Origin of the sequence: Sphingomonas crocodyli, from assembly GCF_004005865.1 — a bacterium.
Taxonomy (GTDB): domain Bacteria; phylum Pseudomonadota; class Alphaproteobacteria; order Sphingomonadales; family Sphingomonadaceae; genus Rhizorhabdus; species Rhizorhabdus crocodyli.
In genome coordinates this window covers 485,277-501,060 of the sequence record NZ_SACN01000003.1, presented here as the reverse complement: position 1 = coordinate 501,060, position 15,784 = coordinate 485,277, and the positions used below count along the sequence as shown (strand labels likewise).

General features: G+C 61.9%; 16 protein-coding genes and 1 pseudogene. 6 read left to right on the top strand and 11 right to left on the bottom strand.

Going from position 1 to position 15,784, the window contains the following annotated elements:
• On the bottom strand, positions 1 to 400 hold a 400-nt coding region (locus tag EOD43_RS20025), incomplete at its 3' end, for an NAD-dependent epimerase/dehydratase family protein (protein ID WP_164857372.1).
• 229 nt (positions 401 to 629) lie between these two features.
• Here EOD43_RS20025 and EOD43_RS20020 point away from each other — a divergent pair.
• Positions 630 to 1,113 (top strand): annotated as a pseudogene (locus EOD43_RS20020) (IS5 family transposase); the annotation flags it as partial.
• Positions 1,114 to 1,418: 305 nt separating this feature from the next.
• On the opposite strand, the gene EOD43_RS20015 reads toward EOD43_RS20020, so the two are convergent.
• The 3 genes from EOD43_RS20015 to EOD43_RS20005 form a co-directional block, all read right to left on the bottom strand.
• On the bottom strand, positions 1,419 to 1,949 hold the full coding sequence (locus EOD43_RS20015; protein WP_240653399.1) for a hypothetical protein: 531 nt from the start codon (positions 1,947 to 1,949) through the stop codon (positions 1,419 to 1,421).
• Positions 1,946 to 2,251 carry a type II toxin-antitoxin system TacA family antitoxin gene (locus EOD43_RS20010; protein WP_127745783.1) on the bottom strand — a complete coding sequence of 102 codons (306 nt, stop codon included), beginning with the start codon at positions 2,249 to 2,251 and terminating at the stop codon, positions 1,946 to 1,948. The genes EOD43_RS20015 and EOD43_RS20010 overlap by 4 nt, the downstream gene beginning before the upstream one ends.
• Positions 2,252 to 2,572: 321 nt before the next feature.
• Positions 2,573 to 3,541 (bottom strand): MBL fold metallo-hydrolase, encoded by a 969-nt coding sequence (locus EOD43_RS20005; protein ID WP_127745782.1) that lies wholly within the window; start codon positions 3,539 to 3,541, stop codon positions 2,573 to 2,575.
• A gap of 154 nt (positions 3,542 to 3,695) precedes the next feature.
• On the opposite strand from EOD43_RS20005, the gene EOD43_RS20000 reads away from it, so the two are divergent.
• Positions 3,696 to 4,082 carry a Ros/MucR family transcriptional regulator gene (locus EOD43_RS20000; protein WP_127745781.1) on the top strand — a complete coding sequence of 129 codons (387 nt, stop codon included), beginning with the start codon at positions 3,696 to 3,698 and terminating at the stop codon, positions 4,080 to 4,082.
• Between the two features lie 284 nt (positions 4,083 to 4,366).
• On the opposite strand, the gene EOD43_RS19995 is transcribed toward EOD43_RS20000, so the two are convergent.
• From EOD43_RS19995 to EOD43_RS19965, 7 genes are all read right to left on the bottom strand, one after another.
• Positions 4,367 to 4,918: a mechanosensitive ion channel domain-containing protein gene (locus EOD43_RS19995; protein WP_127745780.1), complete on the bottom strand. Its 552-nt coding sequence runs from the start codon at positions 4,916 to 4,918 to the stop codon at positions 4,367 to 4,369.
• A gap of 338 nt (positions 4,919 to 5,256) precedes the next feature.
• On the bottom strand, positions 5,257 to 6,036 hold the full coding sequence (locus tag EOD43_RS19990) for a glycosyltransferase family 2 protein (protein ID WP_127745779.1): 780 nt from the start codon (positions 6,034 to 6,036) through the stop codon (positions 5,257 to 5,259).
• On the bottom strand, positions 6,033 to 6,389 hold the full coding sequence (locus EOD43_RS19985) for a DMT family transporter (protein ID WP_127745778.1): 357 nt from the start codon (positions 6,387 to 6,389) through the stop codon (positions 6,033 to 6,035). The genes EOD43_RS19990 and EOD43_RS19985 overlap by 4 nt, the downstream gene beginning before the upstream one ends.
• Entirely contained in the window at positions 6,386 to 7,195 is an 810-nt protein-coding gene (locus EOD43_RS19980; protein WP_127745777.1) for a sugar phosphate isomerase/epimerase family protein, read from the bottom strand. The genes EOD43_RS19985 and EOD43_RS19980 overlap by 4 nt, the downstream gene beginning before the upstream one ends.
• Positions 7,195 to 7,965: an NAD-dependent epimerase/dehydratase family protein gene (locus EOD43_RS19975; RefSeq protein WP_127745776.1), complete on the bottom strand. Its 771-nt coding sequence runs from the start codon at positions 7,963 to 7,965 to the stop codon at positions 7,195 to 7,197. Before EOD43_RS19975 ends, EOD43_RS19980 begins: the two co-directional genes overlap by 1 nt.
• Positions 7,962 to 9,101: an FAD-dependent oxidoreductase gene (locus EOD43_RS19970; RefSeq protein WP_206363604.1), complete on the bottom strand. Its 1,140-nt coding sequence runs from the start codon at positions 9,099 to 9,101 to the stop codon at positions 7,962 to 7,964. The genes EOD43_RS19975 and EOD43_RS19970 overlap by 4 nt, the downstream gene beginning before the upstream one ends.
• Positions 9,098 to 10,108, bottom strand: a complete 1,011-nt coding sequence (locus tag EOD43_RS19965; protein ID WP_164857371.1) for a glycosyltransferase — start codon at positions 10,106 to 10,108, stop codon at positions 9,098 to 9,100. The genes EOD43_RS19970 and EOD43_RS19965 overlap by 4 nt, the downstream gene beginning before the upstream one ends.
• Positions 10,109 to 10,583: 475 nt before the next feature.
• Between EOD43_RS19965 and EOD43_RS19960 the strand changes: the two genes are divergently transcribed.
• From EOD43_RS19960 to EOD43_RS19945, 4 genes are all read left to right on the top strand, one after another.
• Complete coding sequence (locus EOD43_RS19960) at positions 10,584 to 11,693, top strand: mechanosensitive ion channel family protein (protein ID WP_240653397.1); 1,110 nt, start codon at positions 10,584 to 10,586, stop codon at positions 11,691 to 11,693.
• 132 nt (positions 11,694 to 11,825) lie between these two features.
• On the top strand, positions 11,826 to 12,584 hold the full coding sequence (gene otsB, locus EOD43_RS19955) for a trehalose-phosphatase (protein WP_127745773.1): 759 nt from the start codon (positions 11,826 to 11,828) through the stop codon (positions 12,582 to 12,584).
• A gap of 3 nt (positions 12,585 to 12,587) precedes the next feature.
• Positions 12,588 to 14,396 carry a glycoside hydrolase family 15 protein gene (locus tag EOD43_RS19950; protein ID WP_127745772.1) on the top strand — a complete coding sequence of 603 codons (1,809 nt, stop codon included), beginning with the start codon at positions 12,588 to 12,590 and terminating at the stop codon, positions 14,394 to 14,396.
• Complete coding sequence (locus EOD43_RS19945) at positions 14,393 to 15,781, top strand: alpha,alpha-trehalose-phosphate synthase (UDP-forming) (protein WP_206363603.1); 1,389 nt, start codon at positions 14,393 to 14,395, stop codon at positions 15,779 to 15,781. Before EOD43_RS19950 ends, EOD43_RS19945 begins: the two co-directional genes overlap by 4 nt.
• Positions 15,782 to 15,784 lie beyond the last annotated feature (3 nt).

The following is a 15,784-nucleotide window of genomic DNA, read 5'->3' as shown; positions in this document are numbered from 1 at the left end:
GGCTTTCGTCCGGAATGCCGTAGGTCGCGGCGGTCGATGAGAAGATGAAATGCTTCACCCCGCCGGCCACCGCGCTGCCGATCAGGCTGCGGCTCTTGGCGGTGTTGTTGTGATAATATTTGAGCGGATCGCTCACCGATTCGGGCACCACCACCGATCCGGCGAAGTGCATGATCGCGCCGACATTCTGTTCGGCGATGATCTTCGCCAGCAGCGCCTCGTCGGCGATATCGCCTTCGTAGAACGTCGCACCCTCGGCCACCGCCCAGCGGAAGCCAGTGACGAGATTGTCGATCACCGCGACCTTCCACCCCGCATCGAGCAGGGCCAGAACCGCGTGGCTCCCGATATAGCCGGCCCCGCCGGTGACGAGGACGGTGCAGGGCTTTTCGGTCGCCATCTGAATCCTTTTACTTCTGAGCCTACACCGATCACCGGCTTATTCTTCGGCAGGAGAATGGAATTTAGCGATTAAGGATTGCACCGATCAACGCAAGCACGGATTTGAACATGCAGTTAGCTAGGCTCAGAACCTTTTAAATTGCTTGCGGGGAGCGTGATTGGTTGAACCAATGGCGGCGTAAGGAGGCGTTGCCGTGAGTGATCTGATCTGACTTTCGGAAGCGCAGATGCGCCGGATCGAGCTCATTTTCCGCTTTCGCATGGTGTTCCGAGGGTCGATGATCGGCGGATCGTCAGCGGCATTATCTTTCTTTATCAGGAACGGTCTGCGGTGGCGCAACGCGCCTGCAGAGTATGGACCGCCCAAGGCGATCTACAATCGCTTCATCCGCTGCAGCAGGCTCGGCGTGTTCAGCAAGATCTTCGCGGCGCTCGCGGCGGCAGGCGGGAAACCGGATCAGTTGATGATCGATGCGACGCACCTGAAGGCGCACCGGACGGCCGCAAGTCCGCTCAAAAAGGGGCTGTTCCCCGACGTATCGGACGCACCAAAGGCGGCCTGAATTCCAAGCTCAATGCGATTGTGACGGCAGGGGGCGACCGCTGGTCATGCTGCTTAGCGAGGGGCAGATGAGCGACTACAGAGGTGCCGCTCTTATGCTCGACGCCTTGCCCAAGGCCAAAACTTCGCTCGGCGACCGGGGTTACGAGGATAAGCGCCCCCCGGTCGGACCAAGTCGATGCACGATCGGCGATCGCGGTGGCGCCGACCTGATAGGCGGCATAGGGGCCTTCATACCGTTAAAGACCGCGTAAGCGGCCCGCTGTTCGTCTTCGAAGAGAGGATCAAGCAGCGACTGGGATTGACCGTCGCACCGTCATTCTTCGCCAAATTTGGCCAGTCGCCTGAGTTGCACGAATCCCGCATTGAGCGAGCCGTGCCCGGCGTTATCCGGTGACCGAACCCAAATCTTCCCCGCGATCGCCATGCGCCCGATTCCGCCTTTATTCGGCCGTCAGCGCGCGCACGGTCGCCATTGGCAGGAACATTCGAAGCGGTGCCGTCGACATCGGCGCGAAACGATAGCTCGCATAGAGGCGTTGGCGGCGCTCGGCCAAACCCGGCACGCCGCATCGAGGATATCGAGCAAGACGACGGCGATGCCCAGCGCCTGCGACGCCCGCTTGGCTTTCACCCAGCAGTCGACTAGCAAAGCCCCACCCCCTTTTCTTGAAAGCGCTGATCGATTCCGATCATGGCGATGAAGGCAACCGGGATCTGGCCGTGGCCCGGCCGGATCGGGGCAAAAGACGAAGGCAGATCGCAATAGTCGATAGAATGCGCGTTTGAGCGCCTGAAATCCGATAATTTCACAGCGGGTGCCGACCAGCACGGTGGTTCGCCGATTATCGGCGTTTGTCAGCTTGCTAGCGGTGCGGGTGAAGACATTATCGACGGCCGCCACCCCGGGGCTGAAGCCGGCGCGATCGTGGCGGTCAGGGTCGAAGACTTCGATCCGGCAGCTCGCCCTGTTGGCGTCGGTCACCGCAGGGAGATTGTCTCATGATAGTGCTCGGCCGCGTTGCGCAGGCGATCGTTCGGCTCCGGTGGATTGTCGAGCGCAGCGAGAAAGGCGTCATAGTCTGCCGCCTGCAGTTCGGTGCGCTTGCGCCGCGATTGTCTCGATCGCGGACTGTAGGCCGCGCTGATCGTGAAGACCGTGCCATCGACAACCGCGAGGCGCGCGGCGCGCTGGATCGACCGTTCGATATGCGGCTTAGTACGAAAGTTCATACGCTCGGTGCCGCGCTCGGGCACCTGACCCGCATAGTCGTCGAATGTCAGCATAAGCGCGTCCTTTCGACAGCAACCGCCTCGATCATGTACGTCAGACTGACGTACCTTCACGGAGGTTCAGCCTTGCAATCTGGTGGGGCCGCACCGTCTTCGTGACGCTGATCGGGTTAAGCAATCCGGCTTTTGCTTCGAAATGCGAGGCGGGTTGCGTCTTCAATCTCATCACGAAGGTGCGCAGAACCTGCATCATTCCGATCACAATCGGCGGCGTGAAGTTCGGTAGCGCCAACGCGCTCTGAGACTCGTGAGCAAATCGTTGCGAAGCATAGTAGACGCATTCGGGCTCGAACCAAGGGTTCGCTGATTAAGGGCTCAGAGGCGGACTTCGAGCCCGTCATAGGCGCACAGCACCTCGAGCGGATTGTCCTCGCGCGTCAGCTCCTCATACCGGATGCTTTCGCGGTGCATCCGCTGCAGATCGTCGTCGCTGTAGGTCGGTTCGTGGTGGAACAGGGCCAGCCGCTTCGCCGCCGCCTCATGGCACAGGTCGATCGCGACGATGTTGCTCGAATGGCCCCAATCTTCCTTCATCGATACGCTGTCGGCCAACGAATACATCGTGTCGCACACCACCAGATCGGCATCGCGGAAGAAGAAGGCGACGTCGGCCTCGCCGTCCATCCGCTCGATCTTATGCTCGCTGTCGGTGCTGAACACCGCGACCTTGCCGGCGCTGTCGGTGAAGCGATAGCCGTAGCTGACGTGCGAATGATGCTGCTGCATCAGCTCGACGGTGAAGTCCTCGACCGCATAGGGCACGCCGGGCTCCAGCGTGCTGAACTCGATCTTCGCGCGCAGCCAGTCGAACGGCACAGGGAAGCTGATCTCCTCCTGTTGCCGGCGCAGCGCCTGTTCGGCATCAGGGTGGCCCGAATGGATGATGATCCGCGACGCGGGGTCAAAGGCCGGCCCGAAAAAGGGGAAGCCCATGATATGATCCCAGTGCAGGTGGGACATGAAGAAGTGGAAGACGCGCGGATGCCCCTCCGCCATGCGCCGGAAGGCGTCGATCCCGAACTCGCGCAGCCCCGATCCCATGTCGCAGACGATGAAGGCGCTTTCCTCACCCGCCGGCTCGATCTCGACGCAGGTGGTGGCGCCGCCATAGGTGCCCGATGTCGCGAAATCGAGCTCGGTGTCGATGAAGGCCTTGGCCGCCGCATCGTCGGCGAAGCTGCGCCCGTTAGCGGCAACCAGCGCGCGCGCCATCTTGTCGCGCACCGTCTTCGCGGTCTGCGCCACCGCCAGCGATCCGCGTGTCCCCCAGAATCGCACGATCATCGCAATTCCTCAAATATTTCGGCCTAGTATGAACTTGCCGCGTTACAAAGGCCCATCCTGAGCGATCGCATACCGACGGTCAGGCGAACCAATGGAAGATTGCGCTTGATATCAAGCTGGGCCAAAAAAGAAAAAGTCTCCAACTGGAACCGACATGGCCGATAGCGATCTCATCGATATCACGGCGAGGATTGTCATCGCACACCTCGAACATAATGCCGTACCATCCAGCGCTATTCCTTCATTCATCGAGGACGTGCACCAGTCTGTGATTTCCATGACGGATTCGCATGCCGGTGCGGTCCGCCCAGAGCCCGCTATATCGATCAAGAAGTCTGCGCAGCCTGACCACATCGTCTGCCTCGAATGCGGCGGCAAGCAGAAGGTGCTGAAGACACATCTCATGATGGCGCACAATATGACCGCAGACGAATATCGCGCACGTTGGAACCTGCCAGCGCACTATAAAATGACAGCTGCCGACTACGGAAAGATGCGTCAAGCGATAGCCAAAAAGCATGGTCTGGGAAAACGCAAATGAGGCAATCCAGAGCCTATCAGACTCGATGCATTTGAACCAAGCTAAATCGCTTAAATTATACCTGGACCACTCATCGACCGTTTTGTGTGTGTGATCCGTTCAGCGTCACCAGACGACGTCGGGGAAGGCCGCCCGGCATATGGTCAATGATGAATGCCAACAGCGCCTCACGAACATCGCATCGCAATCGAAAGCAGGCTTGCGTCAGTCGCGGTCATCAGCGCCCACACTTCGATGCTGTCCTCCTTCGCGTCAGTGACCTGCACATTCCAGAGGCGACGATCTCAACGAGGATTGGCTGAAATGATCTCACCGGCCTTCTGGCCAATACGGGCCACGTCGGCCGACCAGTCAAGGCGACTGTGAACAGATCCCATCAGATGCGACGTCGACCGCGTCCAGTTCTGGAAACTCTCTTCCAGAAGGCGCGCGACCGATACGATGAGGCGCCGATCGTCCCAGATTCCCAAGACAATGTAGGTTAGTATGGTTTCTTCGATCCGCCCCCGCTTATCATCCATGATGATGACATCATCAATCCGGATGGGCTCGGTAAATGCCAGCTGTATCACTGCAATCAGGCTCTTAAGCGCCGCGGCGCCGTCCGCCAGGCCAGCAAGCCCGGCCGAACCCATCAAAGTCACGCCGACGTCTCGACTCGGAATCGACGACAGCATCATCGCTAAGGTCGGAAACATGACGGCGAAGATCAGAATGCGGTTCAGGATAGCCACCCGCGTCCGCCTCCGACGCGCCCGCAAATTGTCAGCGACGGAAATGCCGTAGCGGGCCTCGGTAATATCGAACTGGGCTGGATGATTGCGATCGCGATTCAACCGATCAGTCCGGGGGCGAGAAATCCCGCAAGTTGCTGCCAGAGCTTTTCCACCCACAGGTCCAGATCAAGGCCGCGGACTGCAAGCGCTAGAGCGATGCCGGCAACTGTCCAGCGAGATGGCTATGGATCGGCGCGGCTGCGCGGTTCATCCTACGCGGCCTGCGACAAATGGCCTAGTCCCTGCCCGGCTGCGGATATATCCGAAAATCAAAACCGCCGCGATCGATCGTCCTCACATATCCTTGAAAGTTGACGAAAGGACCGCGATCACAAAGCGCACGAACGCCTTATTTAGAGGCCGATCGCGCTGCTGTAGATCTGAAGGCGCATCGCAATTCAGGGATTGAAGCCGCCGGTGCAGGCCTTGAACAATGTCTGCATCAGTTCGATCTGCCCGCGCCACGGCGAAATCTTGGTCGGCACCTTCTCGTTTGCCGGATAGCGGCGCGCGGTCGGCAGCTCGATGCAGCGATAGCCGAGTTTGGGCGCGCGATAATTGAGGTAGGCGAGCAGTTCGTAGGTGCCGAACACATCGCGGAAGATCGAAACGCGCGGATCGAGCAGCATCTTCGCGCTATAGGCGCGGAAACCCTGGGTCGTGTCGGTCCAGTGGAAGCCCGACGCGATGCTGAGCGCGGGCGCGTGGATCAGCTTGATCGCGAGGCGGCGGCTCTTGGGCGTATTCTCCTCGACCCCACCGGGGATGAAGCGCGATGCCTGCGCGAAGTCGTATCCGTCGTCGAGCGCCTTCACGAAGGCGGGGATCGCGTCGGGATCGTCCTTGTCATTGCCGTCGATCGTGACGATGCCCTCATAACCTTCGTCGAGCGCGAAGGCGTAGGCGCAGCGCAACTGTGCGGAAAGCTTGCCCGGCGCGGTCTTGGTGACGAGCGCGCGGACTTCGCCCGCATCGAGCTTGTCGGGATCGAGCGATCCGTCCTTCGATCCGCCGTCGACGATGATGATGTCGGTGATCTTCGAAATGCCCAGCGCGCGCATCTTGGCGAGCTGGCGCGTGATTTGTTCGCCTTCGTTGATGACGGGGATGACGCAGCAGTAGCGCGTCGTCTTGCCCAGCCAGCGGTCGACACGGAAGGAGGGGACGTCGCCGTTCATGCAGGAACACCTTTGGAAAGCCCGATGCAGGCGATGCCGATGAAGAGGAAGCAATAGCCCGCGATGCGCAGCGGGCTCATCTGTTCGTTGAACAGCAGGGTCGCCGACACGCCGACGACCAGGATCGCGCCCGCCGTCGTCACCGGATGCGCGATCGTCAGCGGCATCCGCGACACCGCCGCAGCATAGAGCACGAAGGCCGCCATATAGAGGCCGATCGCGCTGCCGTAGATCAGATTGCCGATCGCGAAGGGTTGCTGGAGGCTGATCGGCTTGCCGACCGCCGCCTTGACCAGCAGGCTGGCCGACGCATTGCTGGCGATGCCGGCGATCAGCAGCAGCCACTGGATCATGCGGCGTCTCCATAAGCGGCGATGGTGCGCCCGATCGAGCGGTCGACGCGGTCGCGCTGCGGCCCGGCGATGGCGGCCATCTCGATCGTGACGATCTTGTCGGGGCGGTGCGCGCGCAAAGCTGAGGCGGCGCGATCATGTTCGGAGCCGCCTTCGCCGATCGCGACGAGCTGCGGCTCGCTGGCGTGGACATGGCCGATAATGTCGGCATTGGCGGCGATCAGATCCTCGGGCGCCTCGCCATTGAGTGCGAGCGCGCCGACGTCGAGCTGCATGCGTACCGCCGGATGATCGATGAGGCGCACCATCGCCGCAGTCTCCGATGTCGTCGTCATGAAGTTGCAGGCGTAGGCGACGGGATTAGGCTCGAGGCATAGCACGACGCCGCTGTCGGCATAGCTGTCGCCCAACGCCCGGAAGAAGGTGGTCGCCTGCGCCTCGACCTCGGCGTCGGAAAGGTCGCCACGGTCGCGATTCTTCGGGCTGCCGAAGGTCAGGAAGCTGATCCCCAGCCGCCCGGCCAGATCGCCGATCCGCTTGAGGCGATCGAGCATCCGCCCGTCGTCGCCGAACAGGTTGAAGCCCTGCGTCCCGAACAGCAGCGACTGCATGCCGTAGAGCGTGACGCCGCGATCGGCCCACGCGCCCCGCACCTCGGCCACCGCCGTGTCGCTCGCCTGCGTCGGATCGGGGAAATATTTGCCCGGCGCGACGTCGATATGCGCAACTCCGTGGGCGCGCAGCACTTCGGCGACGGCCTCGTCCTCCGGCGGATCCCAGGCGATGTTGGAGATCGAGATGCGCATCAGGCGATCGCCGCCGACGTCGGTTCGGACTGCGCATAGGCACGGACCGCCAGCAGCGATTCACGCTTGCTGTAAAGATAGGGGCCGGTGCCGCCGAATGCCGCCGCATGATCGCTGCGCATGTCGTAATTGGCCGGCGTCTTGCCCTCGACCTGATTGTCGAAATCGCGCCCGCACGCCTTGGCCACTTCGGCAAGCGACACCGGTTCGACCGCGAAATTGACGAGCTTGAGCCCGGCGGCCTGCGCGGTTGCAAGATCGGCGCTGAGATTGACCATCGGATAGAATTGCAGGACCGCGCGCGCATCGATCAGGTGCAGCGCATTGTCGTTGCGGAAATCGAAGATCGCATTCTTGCGCAGTCCCGGCCCGACAAGCCCCGGCAGCCGTACGATCAGCGCATCCGGGAAATGCGCGCGCACGCGGTTTTCGAGGTGGAGGCGGTTACGGCCATAGGCGCTGCTGGGCGCCGGCTCGTCGGCCTCGCTCATGCTGGCACTGACGCCGTACACGTCAACCGTGCTGATCAGAATGAAGCGATCGGCCTCGATGCTGGTCACCGCATCGGCGATCCGATCGATATTGGCGAGATCGGCCTCCGGATCGCGCTCGGCGATCCAGCGCTGCGCGGGAGCGGCGGTGCAGATGGCCAGCTCATAGGAGCCGCCCGCCAGATCGGCGATGTTTGTCGACCGGAACAAGGCGTCGAACGGCTGCTGGCCCAGCAATGTGGTGCCGACATAGCCCGAATGACCGATCAGTGCCTTCATGGATGTACATTCTCTGCTGCTTGAAGCGGCTCGTCGTCGAGCCGTTCGAGGATGTCGTAGATATTGTCGACCTTCCCGCCCAGGATCGAGAATATCCGGCCGTGGTTGGGATCGCGTGACAGCAGGATCGGTCGGCCGTCATTGCCCTCGGTGTAGATCGGCACCGTCTTCACCTCGAACAGCGAATCCTTCGCCTGCCTGCCGGCGAGCGCGGGCATATAGCGCGCAGCGTCGCGCACCATACGGTCGCTGCGGCTTTCGCGCCGATAGCGATCGAGCACGTCGTAGGGCAGTTCGGTCCCGTCCTCGCGCCACGACATGTGCGGCGTGTAGCGGACGTGCGATAGCGTGTGCAGCCCTCGATCGGGAAAGGGCATGATCGAAAAGAAGGGGCCGTCCATCACCGTCACGGCGATGCCCTTCAGCGCCGCCGGCGGCTCGATCAGCGCCATTTCGGTGATCTCGTGCTTCAGCCCAAAGGCGTTGCCGGTGCCGAGGCCCGCGCCGTGCTGCAACCCGCTATAGGTGCAGTTGAACAGGAAGGCACCGCTCGCCTCGAACGGCTCGCGATCTGGCCCGCGATAGCCGCGCACGCGCACGCCATCCGGGCCGTTCGTCACCTCGGAAACGTGCGCCGATAGCCGGACGTCGACGGCGGCTTGCGTCAACCCTTCCTCGAGCTGACGCGCGACGACGGCGGTGTTGAACCCATATTCCTGCGTCACATAGACGCTGGCGATCAGCCTGGGATTGAACAGGGCCGCATGGGCCGGCTCGGCGGGTTCGAGGAAGGCGCCGATTTCGTGGCAGAAGCGCTCGAACTGGCGCGATGTGACCTTCGAATTGAGCCGCGCGATCGCGTAGAGCTTCACGAAATCCTTGACGATCGCCGCGCCAAAATCGGTGACGAAGCGCGGCAGATTGATCCGGCTGCGATAGGCGGTCGTGAAGCTGCGCGGATAATGATAGCCGTTATGGACGCGCGCCTGATTGACGTAGGAACTGCGCTGGAGAAGCCTGTCTTCGCGCTCGAACAGGATGACACTAGAAAAGCCGCGCTGCGTCTTCAGATAGGTCGCGATCGAGGCGCCATATATGCCGCCCCCAATGATGAGCGCGGTGCCACCGTCGGTCACTGGTCGTCGGCTCGAGGGGCTTCGACGTTGAGCTTCTGGTGCCGGGTCAGCGTGCTGCTCACGGCCTCGCCGACAATGAAATAGGGCGGCTCGCCCATGCTCCATTGCACCATGCGGACCATATATTCTGTCAGCACGAACAACACGACCGAGATCAGGAAGAACATGCCCGATTGCTGAAGCGACAAGGTGGTCCATCCCTTCGCAACCGAGTCCAGCGAGAAGGCGATGATCACGACGTAGATCGAATAGAGAATGTTCGCGACCGAACCGAGGAGCGCCAACAGCGACACGAAGCGCAACGGCGCGAGCGTGCTGGAAAAGAGCAGATTGATAGCCCGGCGCGCGCGGGTCGCCAGATTATGGTCGATCTTCAATTTGCGACGCGGCGCTCGATAGGTGAGCGTGACCGTCGCGAACCCGGCCCTCGCGGGCAGGACACGATACCAGATTGCTGGTCGTGGCAGCTGGAGCAGGAAGCTGATGACCTTCTTGCTCATCAAACGGTGCTGCGCCGCGCGCTCGGTGAGGCTGACACCGTAGATCGAGCGATAGAGGCCGCGGAAGGCGTGCTCGGCCAAGGCCTCGATACCCTTGACCCGTTCGGGCTCCTGATTTTCGATTAATATAAGGTCGGTCCCGGCCAGGCAGAGCTCGATAGCCTTGGGCAGGCAGGTCAGTTCCTCATTATAGGGATCGAAGGCCAGCACATAATCGCCGATGCTGTTTTCAATCCCCGCCCAATAGGCGGTCTCGGCATCGACCCGGCGCAGCAGATGATAGACCTGCAGATTGGGAATGCCTTCCACCCGAGCCAGCGCGTCATAGGCGGCGCGCGCCTGCGGGTCTGAACCATTGTCGATCAGGACGATTTCAAAATCCTCGACCAGATCACCGAGTGTTTCCACTATCTGGGTCAGAAATTCACGCTGGGTTTCTGGCTGATTGCGGTCGACGATCACCATCGACAGAAAAATGGGGAAACGGGTCGGCGTAACCAGCTGCATATTTTCTGTAGATGCGTTTGCTGGCCCGTCGATCACGTATCGATCCTTTCTCTCACGCGAAACTGCGCATCGCTGCTCTTCTCGCTTTCCAACCATTGCGAGCTAAACCGCGAATTCTCAAACTGACTAGAGGGAAGTTGGTGGGGGCCAAGCCTTCTCTTGGCTTACTAACCCTCATTCGCATCGCGCGCGCGCTCACTCTTCGTGGCAGGAAGGCCGTGTATGCCTTTTGATTCATTGGTAAGCTCGATGCGTAGCGACAAGATCAGTTGCCGCGCCGAAGTCCGAACAGCAGCCCAGTATGCGCCTGCGTGACGGCCCGGCTAGCCCCGATACGGGCATGGTTCGGGCCCCATGATCCACTCGCCGTCGAGGCCCACCACCTGAGATGGAAGCTGATCGTGCTATCTGGGCGTCTGACAGAGACTGACGTCCGCCTGCGGAACCCATCGATACGGGTCACGTTACCGCGACCATGTCCAACCTTGCCAAATTGCCCGGAATCCCGCCCGAAATGTTGGATTGGGTGACGGCAGGCGTCGCGCTTATCCTTGCTCTCGCCGTCGCGGCTGTCACGCATCGCATCGCCTTTTCCTTGCTGCAGCGCGTTGCGCGACATGCGCCTGGCCAAGCTGACGAAATTGTCGTCGCGAGAGTGCGAACGCCATCGCGGTGGATCTTTGTTGGTATTGCAATGGCGTTTGCGATCCGCGGCCTCGACCTCGCGCCTTGGGCCGAAAAGCTATGGCAGCAGATCGCCGGTTTCCTGGTTCCCGGGTTGATCGGATGGTTTGCGATCGCGATCATTCAAGCCTATGCGGACATCGCTGAGGTTCGCTACGACATCAGCGTCGCTGACAATTTGCAGGCACGACGCCGGCGGACTCGCATTGGCATTCTCACTCGTATCCTGATCTTTGCCGTGCTGTTCCTTACAGTGGCGATGATGTTGCTCTCCATCCCCAGCATCCGCAACGTCGGCTTCACGTTGATGGCATCTGCCGGCCTGGCTGGTTTGGCGGTAGGCGCCGCAGCTCAGCCCGCGCTGAAGAACTTTATCGCGGGAGCACAACTCGCTTTCACAGAGCCAATCCGGCTCGATGACGTCATCATCATGGACAACGAATGGGGACGCATCGAAGAAATCAAGCTGACCTACGTTGTCGTCCGGATCTGGGATGATCGCCGGCTTGTCGTGCCGGTCGCGCGTTTCCTCGAGGAAAGCTTCCAGAACTGGACCCGATCGACCTCGCAGTTGATGGGCTCGGTCTTCATCCGTCTCGATTGGTCGGCCGATGTGCCGCGCATTCGTCAGAAAGCCGGCGAGCTGATAGCGGCCAATCCTCGCTGGGACCGGCGCTTCTGGAATGTCCAGGTGACGGACGCGACTGCAGAGGCGATGGAGCTTCGTGTCCTTATGACCGCGGCCGATGCCAGTCTGGCCTTCGACCTGCGCTGCGACATTCGCGAAGGCCTGATATCATTCATCGCCACCGATATGCCTGAAGCGCTCCCCCGCCACCGTCAGCACCTCGGCAAGCTTGACGACATCAGGATGCCATTTGTGGTTGGCGACGAGAGCTGAGCTGGAAGAGGTACGGTCCTGCCCCGATGCTCGCGATGCAGCGGAACCGAAACGTCTTTCTTGCGTCCTTCCCTCATTGGCTCGACCGACGGTCGAGGGGGTATTCCGCCGAATTTGCGATGAGGGAGTAATATGTTGACCCGGCCAGATACGGTGGTGCTGCCATTGCCGCCCGCCGTCTCTCCCGATCGCCACGCTTTGTTTCTCGACTTCGACGGCACTCTCGTTTCGTTGGTGGACGACCCCGCGTCTGTGCACGCTGATCCCGAACTGTGCGATCTGCTGGCCGCTCTGCATGCCCGCTTTGCCGGAAGGCTGGCGGTGGTCAGCGGTCGATCGATCGAGCAACTCGACGCGATGATCGGGCCCCTCGCGCGGGTCATCACGCTGGCGGGAAGCCACGGCGCGGAGATCCGACAGGATGGCCATCTACAGGAGCCGCTGAGGCCGGCGGGGCTCGATGCGGCCATCGCCGAAGCACATGCTCTGGCGGCGCTGCACCCCGGGCTAATCGTCGAGATCAAGACACAGGGCGTGGGTCTGCACTATCGGATGCAGCCCGAACTGGAGGGTCCGGTGCGCGCCCGCGCGCGGGAAATTGGCGCGACGCACAATCTCTATGTCCAGCCCGGCAAGATGATGGTCGAACTGCGCGGCCCCGGTTGCGACAAGGGCGATGCGGTGCGGACCCTGACCGGACGGACGCCGATGGAAGGTAGCCTGCCGGTCGTCCTCGGTGACGATCTTACCGACGAAGCGGCGCTCGCCTGCGCGCAGGCGATGGGCGGCTTCGGTGTGCTCGTCGGCGCGCCGCGCGCGACGGCCGCTGACTATGGGCTGGCGGATGTCGCCGACGTTCGGGCGTGGCTTTGGGACATGGCGAAAGGATAAAAGATGGCCGCCAATCTCGATCTCTGGCCTATCGGCAATTGCCAGGTCTCCGCGCTCGTCGATCGGGCCGGCCGCTTCGTGTGGGCCTGCGTGCCCCGCGTCGACGGCGATCCGGCCTTCTGCTCATTGCTCGACAATGCGCCGCGTGCGGGGGAGGGGGCACGTGGCTTCTGGGAAATCGACCTGGAAGACTGCGTCGAAACCACCCAATGCTACCTGCGCAACACGCCGATCCTGGTCACCAAGCATGTCGACGGCGCCGGCAATGCGATCGAAGTGCTCGATTTCTGCCCACGCCATTTCCGTTCCGGGCGCATGTACCGGCCGGTGGCGTTCGTGCGGATCGTGCGCCCGGTGGCGGGTAGTCCGCGCATCCGCATCCGCCTGCGTCCCGCGCATCGGTGGGGTTCGGCCGATCCGGTGCGGACGCGCGGATCGAACCATATTCGCTATGAACTCGATGAGATGACGTTGCGCCTGTCGACGACGGCGCCTGTCGGCTGGATCGAGGACGAACGGCTGTTCCGCGTCGAACGGACGCTGCATTTCTTCCTGGGCCCGGACGAGAGCTTTTCCACCGACATCGCCGACACGCTCGACGTGATGCTCGAACATACTGCGCATGAATGGCGCAAATGGGTACGCGCGCTCGCGACCCCGGTGGAATGGCAGGAGGCGGTGATCCGCGCCGCCATCACATTGAAGCTTTGCCAGCATGAGGAAACCGGCGCGATCGTCGCCGCGCTCACCACCTCGATCCCCGAACATGCCACCGGCGAGAACGAACTCGGGCGTAACTGGGACTATCGTTACTGCTGGATCCGCGACGCTTATTATACGGTGCAGGCGCTCAACCGGCTCGGCGCGCTCGACGTGCTGGAATCCTATCTCGAATATCTGCGCAACATCGTCGACAATGCGAAGGGCGGGCATATCCAGCCTCTCTACGGCGTCGGCGGCGAGGCGCGGCTGGAGGAGCGGATCGAGAAGGGGCTCAACGGCTATCGCGGCATGGGGCCGGTGCGCGTCGGCAACCAGGCCTACGAGCAGATCCAGCATGACGCCTACGGCCAGATCGTCCTGTCCAACGCGCAGGCCTTTTTCGACAAGCGGCTCTATCGCATGGCGGGCGAGGATGATTTCCGCGCGCTCGAAAAGGTCGGCGAACATGCCTGGGCTGTCCACGACAAGCCCGATGCCGGACTGTGGGAGCTTCGTACCAAAAGCCATATCCACACCTATTCGGTCGCGATGTGTTGGGCCGCGTGCGACCGGCTCTCCAATGCCGCCGAGGAACTGGGGCTCGCCGACCGCGCCGCCTTCTGGCGCGAGCGGGCCGAGGCGATCCGCGCGAAGATCGAGCAGAGCGCCTGGCGCGAAGATACGGGGCGCATCTCGGCGACCTTCGGCGGCGACGATCTCGACGCCAGCCTGATCCAGCTGCTCGATCTGCGTTTCGTCGAGCCGGGCGATGAGAAATTTCAAGGAACGTTGCGCGCGGTGGAGGAAGGATTACGGCGCGGATCGCACATGCTGCGCTATGCGACCGAAGATGATTTCGGTCTGCCGCATACCGCTTTCAATGTGTGCACCTTCTGGCTGATCGAGGCTTTGTGGTTGACGGGGCGTAACGATGATGCGCGCGCCCTGTTCGAGGAGATGTTGTCGAGGCGTACCCGTGCGGGGCTGCTTTCGGAGGATATCGACCCGAATACGGGCGAGCTCTGGGGCAATTATCCGCAGACCTATTCGCTGGTCGGCACCATCAATTGCGCGGTGCTGCTCAGCAAGCCCTGGAGCAGTGTCCGATGAGCCGCCTGATAATCATTTCCAACCGCGTTCAGCCCCCGACGGGCGAAGGCGGCGGGAACCAGGGGGGGCTGGCCGTCGCGCTTTCGGCGGCGCTGCGCGAATCTTCGGGCATCTGGTTCGGTTGGTCGGGCGAGACGGTCGACGAGTTTACCGGCAAGATCGATTTCCAGCGCAATTTCGGCGTCACCACCGCGACGATCGACCTCGAGCCGCAGGACCTCGACGAATATTATAACGGCTATGCGAACCGCACCTTGTGGCCCTTATTCCACTACCGGATCGACCTGGCCGAATTCGAGAGCGGGTTTGCCGAAGGCTATGAGCGCGTCAATCAGCGCTTCGCCGATACGCTGGAGCCGCTGATCGAGGGCGACGACCTCGTCTGGGTCCATGACTATCACCTGTTCCCGCTGGGCGCGCGGTTGCGCGAAAAGGGGATCCGGAACCGCATCGGCTTCTTCCTCCACATTCCCTGGCCGCCTTATCGGCTGCTGCTCTCGCTCCCCAATCATCGTGAACTGGTTGAGACCCTGCTCGCTTATGACGTGGTCGGTTTCCAGACCCGCGATGCGCTCGAATGTTTCCACGATTATGTGCGTAACGAACTGGGCGGCACCATCGACGGCAATCGCGTCACCGTCGGCGATCACAGCGTCACGGCGATCGCGTGCCCGATCGGGATCGATGCGGACAATTTCGTCGAGGCCTCGCAGTCGGCCGCGGCGCGCTACGCCCACTATCGCATGCGTCAGAGCACCAACGGCCGCGACATGATCATCGGTGTCGACCGGCTCGATTACTCGAAGGGGCTCGAGGAGCGGTTCCTGGGTTATGAGCGCTATCTGTCCTCCAATGCGGGGCAGCATGGCGAGGTGTTCCTGCTCCAGATCGCGCCGCCGTCGCGCGGCGATGTCCAGAGCTATCAGGAGATACGCAGCTCGCTCGATGCGCTGTCGGGCCGGATCAACGGGGCCTTCGCCGATGTCGAATGGGTGCCGATCCGTTATGTGAACCGCGGCTATCCGCGCGACAAGCTGGCGGGCATCTATCGTGCGGCGAAGGTCGGGCTGGTGACGCCGCTGCGCGACGGGATGAACCTGGTCGCAAAAGAATATGTGGCGGCGCAGGATCCCGAGGATCCTGGCGTCCTCATCCTCTCGCGGTTCGCGGGCGCGGCCGAGCAACTGACCGACGCGCTGCTGATCAATCCGCATAGCCCGGAGGACATCTGCGATGCCATCGCGCAGGCGCTGGCGATGCCGCTTGAGGAAAGGCAGGCCCGCTGGCGTGCGTGCATGGACAATGTGATGTCGCAAGATGTCGTCTGGTGGCGCAAAAGGTTCACTGATGCGCTGGAAGGGGCGGCGGCAGCGGCCGCGGCCTGAAGA

Coding starts and splice junctions, on each gene's coding strand:
- EOD43_RS20010 (WP_127745783.1), bottom strand. CDS start 2,251: ATGCTGACATTCGACGACTATGCGGGTCAGGTGCCCGAGCGCGGCACC.
- EOD43_RS20005 (WP_127745782.1), bottom strand. CDS start 3,541: ATGATCGTGCGATTCTGGGGGACACGCGGATCGCTGGCGGTGGCGCAG.
- EOD43_RS20000 (WP_127745781.1), top strand. CDS start 3,696: ATGGCCGATAGCGATCTCATCGATATCACGGCGAGGATTGTCATCGCA.
- EOD43_RS19990 (WP_127745779.1), bottom strand. CDS start 6,036: ATGAACGGCGACGTCCCCTCCTTCCGTGTCGACCGCTGGCTGGGCAAG.
- EOD43_RS19985 (WP_127745778.1), bottom strand. CDS start 6,389: ATGATCCAGTGGCTGCTGCTGATCGCCGGCATCGCCAGCAATGCGTCG.
- EOD43_RS19980 (WP_127745777.1), bottom strand. CDS start 7,195: ATGCGCATCTCGATCTCCAACATCGCCTGGGATCCGCCGGAGGACGAG.
- EOD43_RS19975 (WP_127745776.1), bottom strand. CDS start 7,965: ATGAAGGCACTGATCGGTCATTCGGGCTATGTCGGCACCACATTGCTG.
- EOD43_RS19965 (WP_164857371.1), bottom strand. CDS start 10,108: ATGCAGCTGGTTACGCCGACCCGTTTCCCCATTTTTCTGTCGATGGTG.
- EOD43_RS19960 (WP_240653397.1), top strand. CDS start 10,584: ATGTCCAACCTTGCCAAATTGCCCGGAATCCCGCCCGAAATGTTGGAT.
- otsB (WP_127745773.1), top strand. CDS start 11,826: ATGTTGACCCGGCCAGATACGGTGGTGCTGCCATTGCCGCCCGCCGTC.
- EOD43_RS19950 (WP_127745772.1), top strand. CDS start 12,588: ATGGCCGCCAATCTCGATCTCTGGCCTATCGGCAATTGCCAGGTCTCC.
- EOD43_RS19945 (WP_206363603.1), top strand. CDS start 14,393: ATGAGCCGCCTGATAATCATTTCCAACCGCGTTCAGCCCCCGACGGGC.